Origin of the sequence: Nocardiopsis trehalosi NBRC 14201, assembly GCF_001552555.1 — a bacterium.
In the GTDB taxonomy this organism is placed as follows: domain Bacteria; phylum Actinomycetota; class Actinomycetes; order Streptosporangiales; family Streptosporangiaceae; genus Nocardiopsis_B; species Nocardiopsis_B trehalosi.
This window is the reverse complement of sequence record NZ_BCRK01000065.1, coordinates 13,783-29,197: the sequence shown is the minus strand read 5'-3', so window position 1 is coordinate 29,197 and position 15,415 is coordinate 13,783. Positions and strand designations below refer to the sequence as shown.

13 protein-coding genes and 1 pseudogene are annotated in these 15,415 nt (G+C 75.4%); 9 read left to right on the top strand and 5 right to left on the bottom strand.

The genetic code is table 11. The annotated features are described in order from the left end of the window. From NT8_RS29345 to NT8_RS30845, 4 genes and pseudogenes are all read right to left on the bottom strand, one after another. Positions 1 to 353, bottom strand: a pseudogene (locus NT8_RS29345) (hypothetical protein); the annotation flags it as partial. Positions 354 to 379: 26 nt separating this feature from the next. Beyond that, positions 380 to 1,804: a hypothetical protein gene (locus tag NT8_RS13790; RefSeq protein ID WP_067968788.1), complete on the bottom strand. Its 1,425-nt coding sequence runs from the start codon at positions 1,802 to 1,804 to the stop codon at positions 380 to 382. Between the two features lie 454 nt (positions 1,805 to 2,258). After that, positions 2,259 to 2,996, bottom strand: a complete 738-nt coding sequence (locus NT8_RS13785; RefSeq protein ID WP_067968785.1) for an HNH endonuclease family protein — start codon at positions 2,994 to 2,996, stop codon at positions 2,259 to 2,261. 54 nt (positions 2,997 to 3,050) lie between these two features. After that, positions 3,051 to 4,406, bottom strand: coding sequence for a YihY/virulence factor BrkB family protein (locus NT8_RS30845; protein ID WP_394326581.1), 1,356 nt, complete (start codon positions 4,404 to 4,406; stop codon positions 3,051 to 3,053). A gap of 466 nt (positions 4,407 to 4,872) precedes the next feature. Between NT8_RS30845 and NT8_RS13775 the strand changes: the two genes are divergently transcribed. The 9 genes from NT8_RS13775 (at position 4,873) to NT8_RS13735 (ending at position 14,676) form a co-directional block, all read left to right on the top strand. Further along, positions 4,873 to 6,549: a nitrite/sulfite reductase gene (locus tag NT8_RS13775; protein ID WP_067968782.1), complete on the top strand. Its 1,677-nt coding sequence runs from the start codon at positions 4,873 to 4,875 to the stop codon at positions 6,547 to 6,549. 13 nt (positions 6,550 to 6,562) lie between these two features. After that, positions 6,563 to 6,763, top strand: a complete 201-nt coding sequence (locus NT8_RS13770) for a hypothetical protein (protein ID WP_067968779.1) — start codon at positions 6,563 to 6,565, stop codon at positions 6,761 to 6,763. Next, complete coding sequence (locus NT8_RS13765; protein ID WP_067968775.1) at positions 6,760 to 7,452, top strand: phosphoadenylyl-sulfate reductase; 693 nt, start codon at positions 6,760 to 6,762, stop codon at positions 7,450 to 7,452. Before NT8_RS13770 ends, NT8_RS13765 begins: the two co-directional genes overlap by 4 nt. Then, a complete protein-coding gene (locus NT8_RS13760; protein WP_174549570.1) occupies positions 7,449 to 8,240 on the top strand; it encodes a sirohydrochlorin chelatase in 792 nt (263 codons plus the stop codon). The genes NT8_RS13765 and NT8_RS13760 overlap by 4 nt, the downstream gene beginning before the upstream one ends. A 105-nt stretch (positions 8,241 to 8,345) precedes the next feature. Next, positions 8,346 to 8,819, top strand: a complete 474-nt coding sequence (locus NT8_RS13755; RefSeq protein WP_084468918.1) for a MerR family transcriptional regulator — start codon at positions 8,346 to 8,348, stop codon at positions 8,817 to 8,819. Between the two features lie 50 nt (positions 8,820 to 8,869). Next, a complete protein-coding gene (locus NT8_RS13750; RefSeq protein WP_067968773.1) occupies positions 8,870 to 10,504 on the top strand; it encodes an acyl-CoA dehydrogenase family protein in 1,635 nt (544 codons plus the stop codon). 256 nt (positions 10,505 to 10,760) lie between these two features. Continuing rightward, a complete protein-coding gene (gene glgX, locus NT8_RS13745; protein WP_067968770.1) occupies positions 10,761 to 12,884 on the top strand; it encodes a glycogen debranching protein GlgX in 2,124 nt (707 codons plus the stop codon). 26 nt (positions 12,885 to 12,910) lie between these two features. Beyond that, entirely contained in the window at positions 12,911 to 13,678 is a 768-nt protein-coding gene (locus NT8_RS13740) for a dihydrofolate reductase family protein (protein ID WP_067968769.1), read from the top strand. Positions 13,679 to 13,917: 239 nt separating this feature from the next. Continuing rightward, entirely contained in the window at positions 13,918 to 14,676 is a 759-nt protein-coding gene (locus NT8_RS13735; RefSeq protein ID WP_084468917.1) for a GntR family transcriptional regulator, read from the top strand. A 184-nt stretch (positions 14,677 to 14,860) separates the two neighbouring features. On the opposite strand, the gene NT8_RS13730 is transcribed toward NT8_RS13735, so the two are convergent. Beyond that, positions 14,861 to 15,253, bottom strand: coding sequence for a hypothetical protein (locus NT8_RS13730; RefSeq protein ID WP_067968763.1), 393 nt, complete (start codon positions 15,251 to 15,253; stop codon positions 14,861 to 14,863). Between the last annotated feature and the right edge of the window lie 162 nt (positions 15,254 to 15,415).

Here is a 15,415-nt window from a genome sequence, read left to right as displayed (position 1 = left end):
CCCGGGTCACCGGGATCGCCGGGGTCACCCGGGTCACCCGGGTCACCGGGGTCACCAGGATCGCCCGGGTCACCGGGGTCGCCCGGGTCCGGGTCACCCGGGTCGCCGGGGTCGCCGGGGAACCCGGGGTCGCTGGGCGGCGGCGGGTCGACCGGCAGCAGGTCGCCGACGATCGGCAGCTGCGGCGTCTCCGGAGCCGCCTGCGGCAGCGTCTGCACGGGCTGCTGGGGGGCCGCCTCGACGGCGTCCAGCGGAGCCGCGTCCAACGTGGCCGCGAACGCCGGGGACACGTGGAACCCGGCGCCCATCAGCGCGACGGCGGTCACGGTGACCACACGTGCTGTACGGGACATTCCGCTCCTTTCTCTTCCTCGGGGGATCATTGCGGGGTGAGGGCATAGAGGTCGCCGTCGGCGATCACCACCGCGCGGCCGTCCAGTAGCCCCCAGGGGCGCACGACGTCGGCGGGCAGGTCGGTCGGCTCGGCGTCGGCGCCGACCGCGACGGGAACACCCGCGGCCTCGCCGTACACCCGGTCGCCGGCCGCGCTGGTGGGGACGAACCCCTCCAGAGCGGTGGCCCGCCCGTTGTCCAGGTCGACCACGACCGGGCCGTAGGCGGCGACCGAGCCGCCTTCGAGCCAGCGGGCGTCGGCGAGCGACGCCGGGTCGACCAGGGTCCGGGCGACGACGGAGCCGTCGCCCGAGTCGTGCACGGCGAGCAGCGCCTGGTCGCCCTCCTCGGCGACCCAGCGCACGATCACGTAGCGGGAGCGGGCGGTGAGGACCTCGGCGAGGTCGCCCGCGCCGTCCGGCGGCTCGGGCTCGACCTCGGTGGTCTCGCCGTCGAGGCCCACCCACCGCCAGGGCCCGTCCTGGACGGCGGTGAGCACCCGGCCGGGGTCGGCCAGCATCGCGCCGTAGCCGCTGGGCATGGCGATGGGGCGCAGTCCGCCGTCGTCGGGCACCAGGGCGCGCCCGTCGCCGAGGACGAGCGCGCTGGCCCCCGCGAAGGTGACCCGCGACCCCTCGGGCAGGGTGAACTCGTCGGGCGCGCCGCCGGAGGGCGGCCAGAGCCACAGCCGTCCGCTGCCGGTCACCGCGAGGCCGTAGGCGTCGCCGTCGGAGACGAACGTGGGCGCGCCCTCGATGTCGCCGGCGGGCAGCGGGAGCTCGGCCGACCACAGCTCGGCCCCGTCGGGGCCGACGACGGTCAGGCGCTCCTCGGGGTCGACGTAGGCGGCCGCGCCGCCGTCGGGGGCGACACCGGGGCGGGTCCCCGGCAGGGTGGGCAGCCGCCAGGCGGCCTGGGTGGTGAACCCCGGCGGCGCCGACCGGCCCTCCAGGGTGACCGCCGGGTCCTCGGCGCTGTCGACGCGGGTGGCGGTGATGTCGGGGAGCATCCGGACGGCCACCACGCCCCCGCCGGCGACGGCGGCCACGGCGAGCGTCCCGCCGGCGGCGGCCATCAGCACGCGGCGGCCGCGCCGCGGGCGGCCGGCCTTGGCGCCGCGCCCGGCGGTGAGTTCGACCTCGGTGCCGCCGGCCGCCCGCACCACCCCGGTGGGGCTGATGATGAGCTGCCAGGCCCCGTTGGCGTCGCGCGAGTTGATCAGGACGGACGTGCCCAGGTGCGCGGCGTACCCCGCCGCGACGTCCAGGGCCGCCCGACGGGTCTCCTTCGGGGTCGCGCCGGTGACGACGCGGGTGCGGCCCTCGATGGTGACCTCGGCACTGCGTTCGTCCGGCGCCACCACCAGGATGACCGGGCTGCGGTGCGGCCCGGGGCCGTTTCCGCGGTTCAAGGCGTCCTCCCCTCGCGCCCGCGGCGCCGGCCGGCGGCGCGTCCGGTGCCCGCCGGCGACGGGGGTGGGGACGGGCGCGGCGGCGCTGCGGTCATGTGATCGTGAACCTGTTCCGTCAGGGGGTGGCGCGGTGGTCCGGAGGGCCCGGTGCGGATGCGCCGCGGCGGTGCGGGTGGCCGCCGCGCGACCGGAGCGTGATGGGGGGTCACCGCGATGATACTGAGGCGGGGGCCCTCCGCGCCGCCCTGCCTGGTCATCGGGCGCGGGCGGCCGCGCGCCGGGTGCGGGCGCCCGGCGGACGCCCGACCGCGCGCGGGGCCGCGCTGAGCTGCGGCGACGCGCGATGGCCCGGAGAACCCGCACGTCCGGGGCCGCGCGGGGACGGCCGAGACGGGTTTCGGACGGCACGGCCGGCCCAGATGGCCGGTTCCGGCCGGGGCGGCGGACGGCGCCCTCATGCGCAGGTGGCGAGCATGTCGTCGAGCGCGGCGTGGTCCTCGGCCGCGAGCGGCAGCCCGTAGCGGTCGCTCACGCCGATGTAGGAGACCGCGTAGGCGCACTGGGCGTCCTCGTGGGGGCGCCACTCCCCCGGCCCGGAGTCGCCCTTGGCGGAGTTGGCCGGGCCGTCGGTGGCGAGCAGGTTGGCGGGGTCGTTGGCGAACTCGACGCGGCGGTCGCGGTCCCAGTCGGCGGCGCCCATGCGCCAGGCCAGGGAGAGCGGGACGACGTGGTCGATCTGGACGGCCTGCGGGTCCTCGGCGGTGAACGTGATCCGCTCGCCGGTGTAGGGGTCGTCGAGGACGCCCGCGAGCACCTTGCAGTCGGGGGCGGTCTCGACCTCCGTCAGGTCGCGGGCGAGGACGTCGTTGCGGGTTGAGCACCCGTTGTCGTCGGTGTCCACCCAGCCGTCGCCGAACGCGTCGCGGTCGTAGTCGCCGCGCGGCCGGGGTTCGGCCGTCGCGATCCCGGCGAGCAGGTCGGCGGCGTGCTCGGCGTCGGGGCGGTCGGCGGAGCCGCCGGGGTCGGCGGGGGCGGCCGCGCCGTCGCCGTCGGCGAGGCCGCGCAGGGTGTCGAGCAGGCCGCCCCCGGTCATGGCGGAGACGACGGCGGCCACGACGGCGACCGCGAGCAGGGACGCGAGCAGCCCGGTGCGGCCGCGGCGGGCGGCGGGGGGACGGGACGAGCGTGGCATGGCCTCACCTGGCCGGTACGGGACGGGGACGCGGGACGCGGGGGGCACCGGCTCCTATGAGGATGCCGGACGCGGCCGGCGCCCACCCCCGGCGGGCGGGGCGGTGCGGTCGGCGGGGGCGGTGGCGGCGGGGGCCGGGGTTCCGGGGGCGGCGCCCGGGTCCGGCGGGTCGGCGGTCGGCGCGCGGGTGCCCCGGGGCGCGGGGTCCGGGGCCGGGGCCTCCTCGCCGGGGGCGCCGACCGCCTGCTCCGGCACGGACGCCCCGGGGCCCCCGGAGGCCTCGGCGGCCCCGGGAGTCTCGGGTGTCCCGGGGGTCTCGGCCGCCTCGGGTCCGGCGCGGCCCGGTGCGCCGGCGGCGGGCCGGCCGGCGGCGGCGTCGTCGGGGGCGCCGCCGCGTGCGCCGTCCGCGCCGCGCTCGTGCAGGGAGGTGCGCAGCGCGCGCTCGTGCCGCTCGACCATGCGGGCCGCGCGCTCCTGGCGGCGGGCGGCGATCCGGGCGCGGGCGGCGGCGGTGGCCGGCGTCGGCCACATGGCGTCGGTCTCGGCGTTGAGCACCGAGCCGACGAGGACGGCGAGCGCCATGAGCCAGAGCCAGGCGAGCAGGGCGATGGGCGCGGCCAGCGAACCGTAGATGGTGACCTGGCCGAAGGAGGCGTCGAGGTAGAGGCGGAGCAGGACCGACCCCAGGAGGAGGACGGCCATGGCGACCAGCGCGCCCGGCAGGTACCGCCACAACGGGGTGCGGACGGGGGTGCTGAGCACGTAGAGGAGGGTGACGGCCAGCGTCGACAGGAACCCGACGACGGGCCAGTAGGCGTAGCCGAGGTAGCCCGAGGTGGCGGGCAGCAGGTCGCGGATGAGGCCGGGACCGGCGACCAGCACCGGCAGCAGCACGAGGGCGAACAGCAGGCCGCCGAGGTAGGCGACGAACGCGAGGGCCCGCTGGCGGATGTAGCCGCGCAGGTCGTCCAGGCCGTAGGCGATGGTGATGGCCTCGATGAACACGTTCATCGCGCGCGAGCCGGACCACAGCGACACCAGGAAGGTGACGGAGAGGATGCCGCCCTGGGCGCCGCCGAGGAACTCGTCCACCAGCGGGGCGACGACGTCGTCGACGGTGTCGTCGGTCAGCGCCGTGGCGGCGAGGTCGAGCAGCCAGGCGCGGATCTCGTAGACGGTGGCCGCGCCGAGGACGGGGGTGAGGTGGCCGAGGGTGCCGACCAGGCCGAGCAGCAGAGCGGGCAGGGAGAGCAGGGAGAAGAAGGCGGCCTCGGCCGCCAGGCCGACGACGCGGGCGCGCATCAGCGAGCCGGCGGTGCGGGCCAGGAGGGTGAGCGCCCGCTGCGCGCGCGGGTGGTCGGCGCGCCACTTCTCGGCGCCGCTCCGGATGCGCTCGGCGATGGTCTCCACAGGCCACAACGGTAGGGGCCCGGTCGCGGGGGGCGGCGCGTCACCGACGGCGACCGCGCCAATCGTGTCCGTTTCGTGTCGCGGGGAACCCCCGGGAAGTACACTTGACCAGTCGGAAATACCCATAATAGAGTGACGTGCCTCACCGGAGTCCGCGCGCGACCGCACCTGGACAAGCGGCCCCTCAGCGTGTCATTGTCAAGGAATGATCGCTGCCCTGGACCCGATGCTCTGCGTGCGCCGGCACGTGGACTTCCTTCGGGTCCGCAGTGCCATCTGTCGCAACGTCGGTTAAGTCCGCCGCTCTCTTTTCCGCCCATTCTCTGGGGCCCCGCGGCACCGACGTTCGCCACCACTCCTCCAGCACCCCGCCTGCCGGGCACGACGACGTGCCGGCGCCGGCGAGGGGCCGCGTGGTGCGCGCCGCCGGCCCGCGCGCCCCGCGAACCGCTCGGAGGACCCCGCGATGCCTCCCACATCCGCACCGACCGGCACCCGTCCGCGCCGAGGCGAGGGCCAATGGGCCCTCGGCTACCGGGAACCGCTGAACAAGAACGAGGAGAACAAGAAGAACGACGACGGGCTCAACGTCCGCCAACGGATCATCGACGTCTACTCCAAGGCCGGATTCGACTCGATCGACCCCGCCGACCTGCGCGGACGCTTCCGCTGGTTCGGCCTGTACACGCAGCGGGCGCCCGGCATCGACGGCGGCAAGACCGCCGTCCTGGAGCCGGAGGAGCTCGACGACCGCTACTTCATGCTCCGCGTGCGCATCGACGGCGGCCGGCTCAGCATCGCCCAGCTCCGCGCCATCGCCGAGATCTCCACCGCCTACGGGCGCGACACCGCCGACATCACCGACCGGCAGAACGTCCAGTTCCACTGGGTGCGCATCGAGGACGTCCCGGCCATCTGGGAGAAGCTGGAGGCCGTGGGGCTGTCGACCACCGAGGCGTGCGGCGACACCCCCCGCGTCATCCTGGGCTGCCCGCTGTCCGGCATCGCCGCCGACGAGGTCCTCGACGCGGGCCCGGAGATCGCCCGGGTCTACGACGAGCACATCGGCAGCCCGCTGTTCTCCAACCTGCCGCGCAAGTTCAAGACCTCCATCGCGGGCTGCTCGGCCCACTGCGTCAACCATGAGATCAACGACGTGGCGTTCGTGGGCGTGGTCGGCCCCGACGGCACCCCCGGCTACGACCTGCACGTCGGCGGCGGCCTGTCCACCAACCCGATGTTCGCGGTGCGGTTGGGCGCGTTCGTCCGCCCCGACCAGGTCAGCGAGGTCTGGGCCGGGGTCTGCTCGGTGTTCCGCGACTACGGCTACCGGCGGCTGCGGCACCGCGCCCGCATCAAGTTCCTGGTCAAGGACTGGGGGGCGGCGAAGTTCCGCGAGGTCCTGGAGAAGGAGTACCTCGGCTACGCGCTGCCCGACGGCCCCGCGCCCGAGCTGGTCCCCGGGGTCCAGCGCGACCACATCGGCGTGCACCGGCAGCGCGACGGCCGCAACTACGTCGGCTTCGCGCCGCGCGTGGGCCGGGTCTCGGGCACCCGGCTGTCGCGCATCGCCGACATCGCCGAGGCGCACGGGTCGGACCGCGTCAGCACCACCGCGGACCAGAAGCTGGTCATCCTGGACGTCGAGGACGACCGGGTCGACTCCCTCGTCGACGCGCTGGAGGCCGAGGACCTGCGGGTGCGGCCGAGCGTCTTCCGCCGCCACACGATGGCCTGCACCGGCATCGAGTTCTGCAAGCTCGCCATCGTCGAGACCAAGGCCCGCGGCTCCTCGCTCATCGACGAGCTGGAGCGGCGCCTGCCGGACTTCACCGAGCCGGTGACCATCAACCTCAACGGCTGCCCGAACTCCTGCGCCCGCATCCAGGTCGCCGACATCGGGCTCAAGGGCCAGCTCGTCACCGACGCCGAGGGGCGCCAGGTCGAGGGCTACCAGGTGCACCTGGGCGGCGGCATGGGGCTCGACGCCGCCTTCGGCCGCAAGGTGCGCGGCCTCAAGACCACGGCGGAGGAGCTGCCCGACTACGTCGAGCGGGTGCTGCGCCGGTTCCAGGAGCAGAAGCGGGACGGCGAGACCTTCGCCGCCTGGGCGTCCCGCGCCGACGACGGCGATCTGAAGTGAGGCGGGACCCCCGATGAGCGAACGGGCCGCCCCGTACTACTGCCCCTACTGCGGCGACGAGGACCTGGTGCCGCACGAGGGCGACGGCGAGAAGGGAGCGGGGTACGCGTGGGCGTGCCTGTCGTGCTCCCGGGTCTTCCGGGTGAAGTTCGTCGGACTGCGCGCGGCCGGTGCCGCGGGCGCCGGCACGGCACGGACGGATGGGAACGCATGAACGTCACACTCGACGGCAAGGCCCTGGCGGAGCGGGCGGCGGTGGAGCTGGAGGAGGCCACCGCCCCCGAGATCGTCCAGTGGGCCGCGGACACCTTCGGCGACCGGCTCTGCATGACCTCGTCCATGGCCGACGCGCTCATGGTCGACCTGGTGTCCAAGGTCGTCCCGGGCGTCGACGTCATCTTCCTCGACACCGGCTACCACTTCGCCGAGACCATCGGGACCCGCGACGCGGTGGCCGCGGTCTACCCCATCAACCTCGTCAACGTCACCCCCCGGCGCACGGTCGCCGAGCAGGACCGCGACCTCGGCCCGCGGCTGCACGGCCGCAACCCCGGCATCTGCTGCCACCTGCGCAAGGTGGAGCCCCTGAAGGAGGCGCTGGCGCCCTACGAGGCATGGGTGAGCGGGGTGCGCCGCGACGAGGCCGTGACCCGCCGCGACGTGGGCGTGGTGCAGTGGGACGCCCGCCGCCGGATGGTCAAGGTCAACCCCATCGCCCGGTGGACCCAGGACGACGTCGACGCCTACATGGCCGAGCACGGTGTGCTGGTCAACCCCCTCCAGTACGACGGCTACCCCTCGATCGGGTGCGCCCCCTGCACCCGCCCGGTGGCCCCCGGCGAGGACCCGCGCAGCGGGCGCTGGGCGGGCACCGGCAAGACCGAGTGCGGAATCCACCTGTGACCGGGGCACGGCCGCCGCGCGCGGGCGGCGCGGTGCCGCTCGTCGCGGTCGCGCACGGCAGCCGCGACCCCCGTTCGGCGCGCACGGTCGAGCGGGTGGCCGCCCGGGTGCGCCGGCTCCGCCCGGAGCTGGACGTGCGGGTGGCCTACCTCGACCACAGTGCGCCCGGCGCCGAGGAGGCGCTGACCGGGCTGGCCGCCGAGGGCGCGGGTGAGGTCGTGGTGCTGCCGGCGCTGCTGACCGCCGCCTACCACAGCCGGATCGACCTGCCGGCGGTGCTGGAGCGGGTCCGCGCGGCCTGCCCGTGGCTGCGCGTGCACTACGGCGCCACCCTGGGCCCGCACCCGCTGCTGCTCGACGCGGTGGAGCGGCGGCTCGACGCGGCCGGCGCCGCGGCGGGCCCGGACACGGCGCTGGTGCTGGCCTCGGCCGGGTCCAGCGACGCGGCCGCCAACGCCGTGATCGGCGCGCTGGCCGCCCGCCTGGCGGAGCGGCGGCCGTGGCGGGCGGTCGCGCCGGCGTTCGCGTCGGCGGCGTCGCCCACCCCGGCCGAGGCGGTGGCGCGGCTGCGCGCCGCCGGCGCCCGGGAGGTGGCGGTGGCCGGCTACCTGCTGGCGCCGGGCCTGTTCGCCGACCGGGTGGCCGAGCAGGCCGCCGCCGCGGGGGCGGCGGCCGTGGCCCCGGCGCTGGGCGACGCCCCGGAGCTGGCGGTCGTGCTGCTGGAGCGGTACGCCGAGGCCCTGCGGGGGGCGCGGCGGGCGCCGGTCACCGGCGCGGCGGCGGGCTGAGCCCGCCGGCGGGGGCGCCCACCGGGTTCGGGGGCGGGCGCCCCCGCCGGCCCCGGGCCCGGCGGGGCTTGACCTGGAGTGCACTCCAGGTCGCATGATGCACCCATGCCCGACTACTACACGCCCGGCGAGACCGCCCGCCGCTTCGGCGTCTCCCTGGACACGCTGCGCTACTACGAGCGGGAGGGACTGCTGACCCGGGTGGAGCGCGGGGCCGGCGGCCACCGCCGGTACCGGGCCTCCGACGTGGAGCTGCTCGACCTGGTCCGCTGCCTGCGCGACACGGACATGCCGATCGCCCGGCTGCGCGAGTTCGCCGAGCTGGTGCGCGAGGGCGACGCCACCGTGCCGCGGCGGGTGGAGGTGCTGGAGCGGCACGAGGAGCGGCTGGCGGAGCGGATCGCCGAGCTGGTCGACCGCCAGGCCGCCATCCGGCACAAGATCGCGTACTACCGGGGCGTCCTCGCCGCCGCGGAGGACGCGGAAGGCGCGGCGGGCGGTGCGGACGGTGCGGCGGGCGGGCGCGCGCCGGTCGGCGCGGGCGCCGAGGGCCGGGGAGCCCGGGGGTCCGAGGGCTAGGCTGGTGCCGTCCGTCGACCGAACGGCATTCGGATAGAGAGGCGCCCGCCATGCCCCCCACCCACGAGGTGTTCAACCAGCCCTCCCCACTGGAGGACCACGACGTCGCCGCCGACCCCGCCCTCACCGAGGGGCTGGCGCGCGAGGGGGCCGGCTGGGCCGCCGACGAGGTGCACGGGCTGGGGCGCCTGGCGGGCACCGCCCGCGCCCGCACCTGGGCCGAGCAGGCCGACACCTTCACCCCGGTGCTGCGCACCCACGACCGCTACGGCAACCGCGTCGACGAGGTCGACTTCCACCCGGCGTGGCACGTACTGGTGGACACCGCGGTGAGCCACGGCCTGCACGCCGCCCCGTGGGCCGACGACCGCCCCGGGGCGCACGTGGCGCGCGCCGCCAAGTTCTACGTCTGGTCGCAGGTCGAGGGCGGCCACGGCTGCCCGATCTCCATGACCTACGCCGCGGTCCCCGCCCTGCGCCGCTCCCCCGAGCTGGCCGAGCGGTACGAGCCGCTGCTGACCGCCCGCACCTACGACTTCGGCCTGCGCCCCCCGCTGACCAAGAGCGGCCTGCTGGCGGGCATGTCCATGACCGAGAAGCAGGGCGGGTCCGACGTGCGGGCCAACACCACCCGGGCGGTGCCCGCCGGCTCCGGCGCCTACCGGCTGACCGGCCACAAGTGGTTCACCTCCGCCCCCATGGGCGACGTCTTCCTCACCCTGGCCCAGGCACCCGAGGGGCTGACCTGCCTGCTGGTGCCGCGCGTGCTGCCCGACGGCACCCGCAACGCCCTGCTCATCCAGCGGCTCAAGGACAAGCTGGGCAACCGGTCCAACGCGTCGGCGGAGCTGGAGTACGACGGCGCGCTGGGCTGGGCGGTCGGCGCGCCGGGCGACGGGGTGCGCACCATCATCGAGATGGTCAACAGCACCCGGCTCGACTGCGTCATCGGCTCCGCCGCCGGGATGCGCGCAGGGCTCACGCAGGCCGTGCACCACGCCGCCGAGCGCTCCGCGTTCGGCCGCCCGCTGGCCGAGCAGCCGCTGATGGCCAACGTGCTCGCCGACCTCGCCCTGGAGTCGGAGGCCGCGACGGCGCTGATGCTGCGCCTGGCGGGCGCCGCCGACCGGTCGGTGCGCGGCGACGCCGCCGAGTCCGCGTTCCGCCGGCTGGCCGTGGCCGTCGGCAAGTTCTGGGTGACCAAGCGGCTGCCGGCGCACGCCGCCGAGGCCCTGGAGTGCCTGGGCGGCAACGGCTACGTCGAGGAGTCGGGCATGCCGCGGCTGTTCCGCGAGTCGCCGCTCAACTCCATCTGGGAGGGCTCGGGCAACGTCGCCGCCCTGGACGTGCTGCGGGCGATGGCCCGGTCCCCGGAGTCGGTCGAGGCGTTCTCCGCCGAACTCGCGCGCGCCGAGGGCGCCGACGCCCGGTTCGACGCCGCCGTCAAGCGGCTGCACGCCGAACTGGGCGACCCGGAGGGCGCCGAGTTCCGCGCCCGGCACCTCGTCGGGCAGATGGCCCTGACGCTCCAGGCGTCGCTGCTGCTGCGGCACGCCCCCGCCGCGGTGGCGGACGCGTTCGTGGGCTCCCGGCTGGGCGGCGAGGGCGCGGGCCGGGTCTTCGGCGACCTGCCCCTGGGCACCGACACCGCCGCCGTCGTCGAGCGGGCCCGCCCCCGGCGCTGAACCGCGCGGCCGCGCGGCCGGGACCGGACGTCCGCGCGGCCCCGAACCCCGGGTGCCGCCCGGCCGCGGCGGCTAGAATTCGGCTCCGGCCGCGCGTCCCCCTCCCCGCCGCGCCGCGACGTTCTCCGCATTCGCCCTGATAGGGGGCACAGCTCACCCGTCGTCCGGCAAGATTCGACAAGATCAGGAATACTCCCCCGGTCTCGACGGAAGAACCACATCGTCACGGAACGAATGCGAATCGAGTAAGCACGCCATGGTGGAAATCTGGCCCGGTACGTCCTATCCCCTCGGCGCGACCTTCGACGGGTCGGGGACCAACTTCTCGCTCTTCTCCGAGGCCGCCGAACGCGTGGAGCTCTGCCTCTTCGACGACGACGGCCGCGAGACCCGCGTCGCCCTCACCGAGAACGACGGCTTCGTCTGGCACGGGTACCTGCCCGGCATCGGCCCCGGCCAGCGGTACGGCTACCGGGTGCACGGCCCCTACGCCCCCGAACGCGGCCACCGGTGCAACCCGGCCAAGCTGCTCACCGACCCCTACGCCAAGGCCGTCGACGGCGAGGTCACCTGGCACGAGTCGCTGTTCAGCTACCACTTCGACGACCCCGCCGAGCGCAACACCGGCGACAGCGCGCCGTACGTGCCCAAGTGCGTCGTCGTGAGCCCGTTCTTCGACTGGGGCAACGAGAGCCGGCCCAACGTCCCCTACCACGAGACCGTGATCTACGAGGCGCACGTGCGCGGGCTGACCATGCGCCACCCGGACATCCCCGAGCACCAGCGCGGCACCTACGCGGGGCTGGCCCACCCGGTGATGATCGACTACCTCACCGGGCTGGGGGTCACGGCCGTCGAGCTGATGCCGGTGCACCACTTCGTGCCCGAGCACGCCATGGTCGCCCGCGGGCTGACCAACTACTGGGGCTACAACACGCTGGCCTTCCTCGCGCCGCACAGCGCCTACGCCGCCAACGGGGCGCGCGGCGAGCAGGTGCAGGAGTTCAAGGCGATGGTGAAGTCGCTGCACGAGGCCGGCATCGAGGTGCTGCTCGACGTGGTCTACAACCACACCGTCGAGGGCGACCACATGGGCCCCACGCTGTCCCTTCGCGGCATCGACAACCTCAGCTACTACCGCACGGCCGACGACGACCCGCGCTACTACATCGACTACACCGGCTGCGGCAACAGCCTCAACGTGCGCCACCCGCACTCGCTGCAGCTCATCACCGACTCGCTGCGCTACTGGGTCACCGAGATGCACGTCGACGGGTTCCGGTTCGACCTCGCCTCGGCGCTGGCGCGCGAGTTCCACGACGTCGACCGGCTCAGCACCTTCTTCGACATCGTGCAGCAGGACCCGATCATCTCCCAGGTCAAGCTGATCGCCGAGCCGTGGGACGTCGGGCCCGGCGGCTACCAGGTCGGCAACTTCCCGCCGCTGTGGACCGAGTGGAACGGCAAGTACCGCGACACCGTCCGCGACTTCTGGCGCGGCGAGCCGGTGGTGCCGGAGCTGGCGTCGCGGCTGTCCGGGTCCAGCGACCTCTACCAGGACGACGGCCGCCGCCCCTTCGCCTCGATCAACTTCGTCACCTGCCACGACGGCTTCACACTGGCCGACCTGGTCAGCTACCAGGAGAAGCACAACGAGGCCAACGGCGAGGACAACCGCGACGGCACCGACGACAACCGGTCGTGGAACCACGGCGTCGAGGGGCCGTCGGACGACCCCGCGATCGTCACCCTGCGCCGCCGCCAGGTCCGCAACCTGCTGGCGACCATGTTCTGCTCGCAGGGCGTCGTCATGCTGTCCCACGGCGACGAGATCGGCCGCACCCAGCACGGCAACAACAACGCCTACTGCCAGGACAACGAGATCGCGTGGGTCGACTGGAAGAACGCGGCCGAGGAGGAGGACCTGCTCGACTACGTGCGCGGCCTGGCCCGGCTGCGCCGGGAGCACCCGGTGTTCCGCCGCCGCCGGTTCTTCCAGGGCCGGCCCGCCGACGGCGAGCGGCTGCGCGACATCGCCTGGCTGCGCCCCGACGGCGAGCTGATGACCGACGGCGACTGGACGTCGGGCGGGCGGGAGCTGGGGGTGTTCCTCAACGGCGACGCCATCACCGAACCCGACCCGCGCGGCCGGCCGGTGCGCGACGACTCCTTCCTGCTGCTGCTCAACAGCGGCGCCGAGGCCGTCGACTTCGTCGTGCCCGGCCCCGAGTACGGCACCTCCTGGGAGACCGTGCTCGACACCGCCGAGCCCGACACCGCCGACCGCCCGTTCGTGCCGGCCTCCGGCAAGGTGCGGGTGATCGACCGGGCGCTGGTGCTGCTGCGGCGCGTGTCCCACGGCGGGCCGCAGGAGGGCTGAGCCGGCCGGCCTCTAGCCTCACAGCCATGACTGCTGCCACCGACGCCGGTACCGCCACCGGCCCGCGCTTCCGCGCCCTGCTGCCCGACCCCGCCGACGGCGTCGACCCCGTCGCCGCCTACGCCTACCCCGAGGGCCTCACCCGGCCCTGGCTGCGCGCCAACATGGTCGCCAGCGCCGACGGGGGTGCGTGGGGGCCGTCGGGGCGCACCCGGGAGCTGTCCTCGCCGCCGGACCGCACGGTCATGGGGGTGCTGCGCGGCCAGGCCGACGTCGTCCTGGCCGGCGCGGGCACGGCCCGCATCGAGGGCTACCGGCCGGTGCGGCCGCGCGGGGTGTGGGGCGGGCTGCGCGAGGGGCGGCCGCCCACGCCCCCGATCGCGGTGGTGACCCGCTCGCTGGACGTCCACCCGGACCTGCTGGCGGCGCCCGAGCACGCCCGCACGATCGTGTTCACCACCGCGTCGGCGCCCGCCGACCGGCGGCGCGCGGCCGCCCGCACCGCCGACGTGGTGGTCGCCGGCGAGGACTCCGTGCGGCCCGAGGCGGTCCTGGAGGGACTGGCCGGGCGCGGGCTGCTGCGGGTCCTCACCGAGGGCGGGCCGCACCTGCTCGCCGAGTTCGCCGCCGCCGACGCGCTCGACGAACTCTGCCTCACCGTCAGCCCGCACCTGCTGGGCCCGGCGGCGGCGCGCATCGTCGCGGGGGACGCCCCGTCGCACACCCGCGACCTGCGCCTGGCGGCCGCGCTGGAGTCCGAGGGCTCGCTGTTCCTCCGCTACGTCCGGGGATGAGGCGGGGGGCCGCTCCGGCCGCGCCCGCGCGTGGCCGGTTGCGGCTCCCCCCGAACCACGCATAAATCACCTCCGGATCGGACATATCCGGGGTGGGTCTCAGCGCGACCGTCGCCCCATCGGGGGTCGGGGTGAAACAATTCGCCTCCACCCCGACAACGGGCGGTGGCGCCGAGAGAAGGACATCCCTGGATTCGAATTCCGCGTGACCCCGCTTTACGGGCGAGAGGATGAACGCAGTGCCGACGTCCGAAAACCACTCACCACCGGTCTACCGTGAGATCGCCGAGGCGCTGCGGGGCGCGATCGCCTCCGGCGAGCTGTCCCACGGCGACCGGGTCCCGGGCGAGAACGACCTCATGCGGCGCTACGGGGTCGCCCGGGCCACCGCCCGGCAGGCGCTCTCGGTGCTCATCAACGAAGGCATCGTGGTGGCGATCCGCGGGTCGGGCGTCTACGTCCGCACGTTCCGGCCGCTGCGGCGGCACGGTCCGCGGCGGCTCTCCCGCGAGCTGTGGGGCAGCGGCCGGTCGATCTGGCAGGCCGACGCCGCCGACCGCGGCTTCGAGACCGACTCCGTCGAGGTCGACGAGGTCGCCGCCCCCGACTACGTGGCCCGCGCGCTGGACCTCGCCGACGGCGCGCCCGTGGTGCGCCGCTGCCGCAGGTACCGGCTCGACGGCCGCCCGATGCAGCTCGCCACCTCCTTCCTCGCCGCCGACCTCGCGGCCGGCACCCCGATCGCCCGGCCCGACACCGGGCCGGGCGGCATCTACGCGCGGCTGGCCGAGCTGGGCCGCGCGCCGGCGCACTTCACCGAGGAGATCCGCGTGCGCATGCCCACCCCCGACGAGGCCGAGCGGTTGGAGCTGAGCGCCGGCACCCCCGTGCTGGACGTCGCGCGCACGGCGCTGACCGAGGAGAACACCCCGGTGGAGCTGAACGAGATGACGCTCGACGGTTCGGCGTACGTGCTGCAGTACGACTTCGACGCCTGACGCGCGGGCCCCGTGCCGCCGGGGGCGGTTGACGGGCCGCCCGATCCGTGCCGAGATAGGGAGGCGGGTTCTCTGCAGAGCCGCCCGCCCCGCACGGGCGCCCGGCCGCGCGGCGGCGCGGGGCCGCCCACGGCGGGTCGGGGAGGACGGCCCCGGCCCGCTGGGCCGGGGCCTCCCCATGCGGCTAGGTGTTCTCCTCCCGTCCGCGGTCCCGTGACGCGAAGACCAGGAACATCAACGCGCACAGCGCCGCGCCGACCACGACCGCGCCGCCCGCAGCGGGCAGGACGTCGCCGGGCCGGGTGGCCATCCACTCCGCCAGGGCGACGCCCAGTACCGCGGCGACGGCGACCGCGCCGACCGCCGTCAGCACGAGCACGGCCAGCAGGCGGCCGTCGCTCCACGGCCGGGGCCGGGACCGCTCCAGCCGGGCCGCCGCAGAGGCGGCGGTCAGCCGGGCGGCCCAGCGCAGTTCGGCCGCCGCGCCGGCGACGGTCCGCGCGGCGGGCCGCAGCCGCGCGCCGAGGCGGCGGGTGTGGTGGTCGGCACTGAGGAGGTAGTAGCGGGCCCAGCCCACATGCAGCGGTCGTCGGACTTCCCATTGCTGTCGATGAGAAACGAGCATCGTCACTCCCGGCTGCCTGGCACCTGGGGACTTCCCTACCCGCGCGGCGGAACGGCGAACGCCGCAATGGCCTACAAAGGCCATGCGTCCGACATCGGACGCCACATCACAGCA

Coding starts and splice junctions, on each gene's coding strand:
- NT8_RS13755 (WP_084468918.1), top strand. CDS start 8,346: ATGCCCGACTACTACACGCCCGGCGAGACCGCCCGCCGCTTCGGCGTC.
- NT8_RS13770 (WP_067968779.1), top strand. CDS start 6,563: ATGAGCGAACGGGCCGCCCCGTACTACTGCCCCTACTGCGGCGACGAG.
- glgX (WP_067968770.1), top strand. CDS start 10,761: ATGGTGGAAATCTGGCCCGGTACGTCCTATCCCCTCGGCGCGACCTTC.
- NT8_RS13785 (WP_067968785.1), bottom strand. CDS start 2,996: ATGCCACGCTCGTCCCGTCCCCCCGCCGCCCGCCGCGGCCGCACCGGG.
- NT8_RS13775 (WP_067968782.1), top strand. CDS start 4,873: ATGCCTCCCACATCCGCACCGACCGGCACCCGTCCGCGCCGAGGCGAG.
- NT8_RS13750 (WP_067968773.1), top strand. CDS start 8,870: ATGCCCCCCACCCACGAGGTGTTCAACCAGCCCTCCCCACTGGAGGAC.
- NT8_RS13740 (WP_067968769.1), top strand. CDS start 12,911: ATGACTGCTGCCACCGACGCCGGTACCGCCACCGGCCCGCGCTTCCGC.
- NT8_RS13765 (WP_067968775.1), top strand. CDS start 6,760: ATGAACGTCACACTCGACGGCAAGGCCCTGGCGGAGCGGGCGGCGGTG.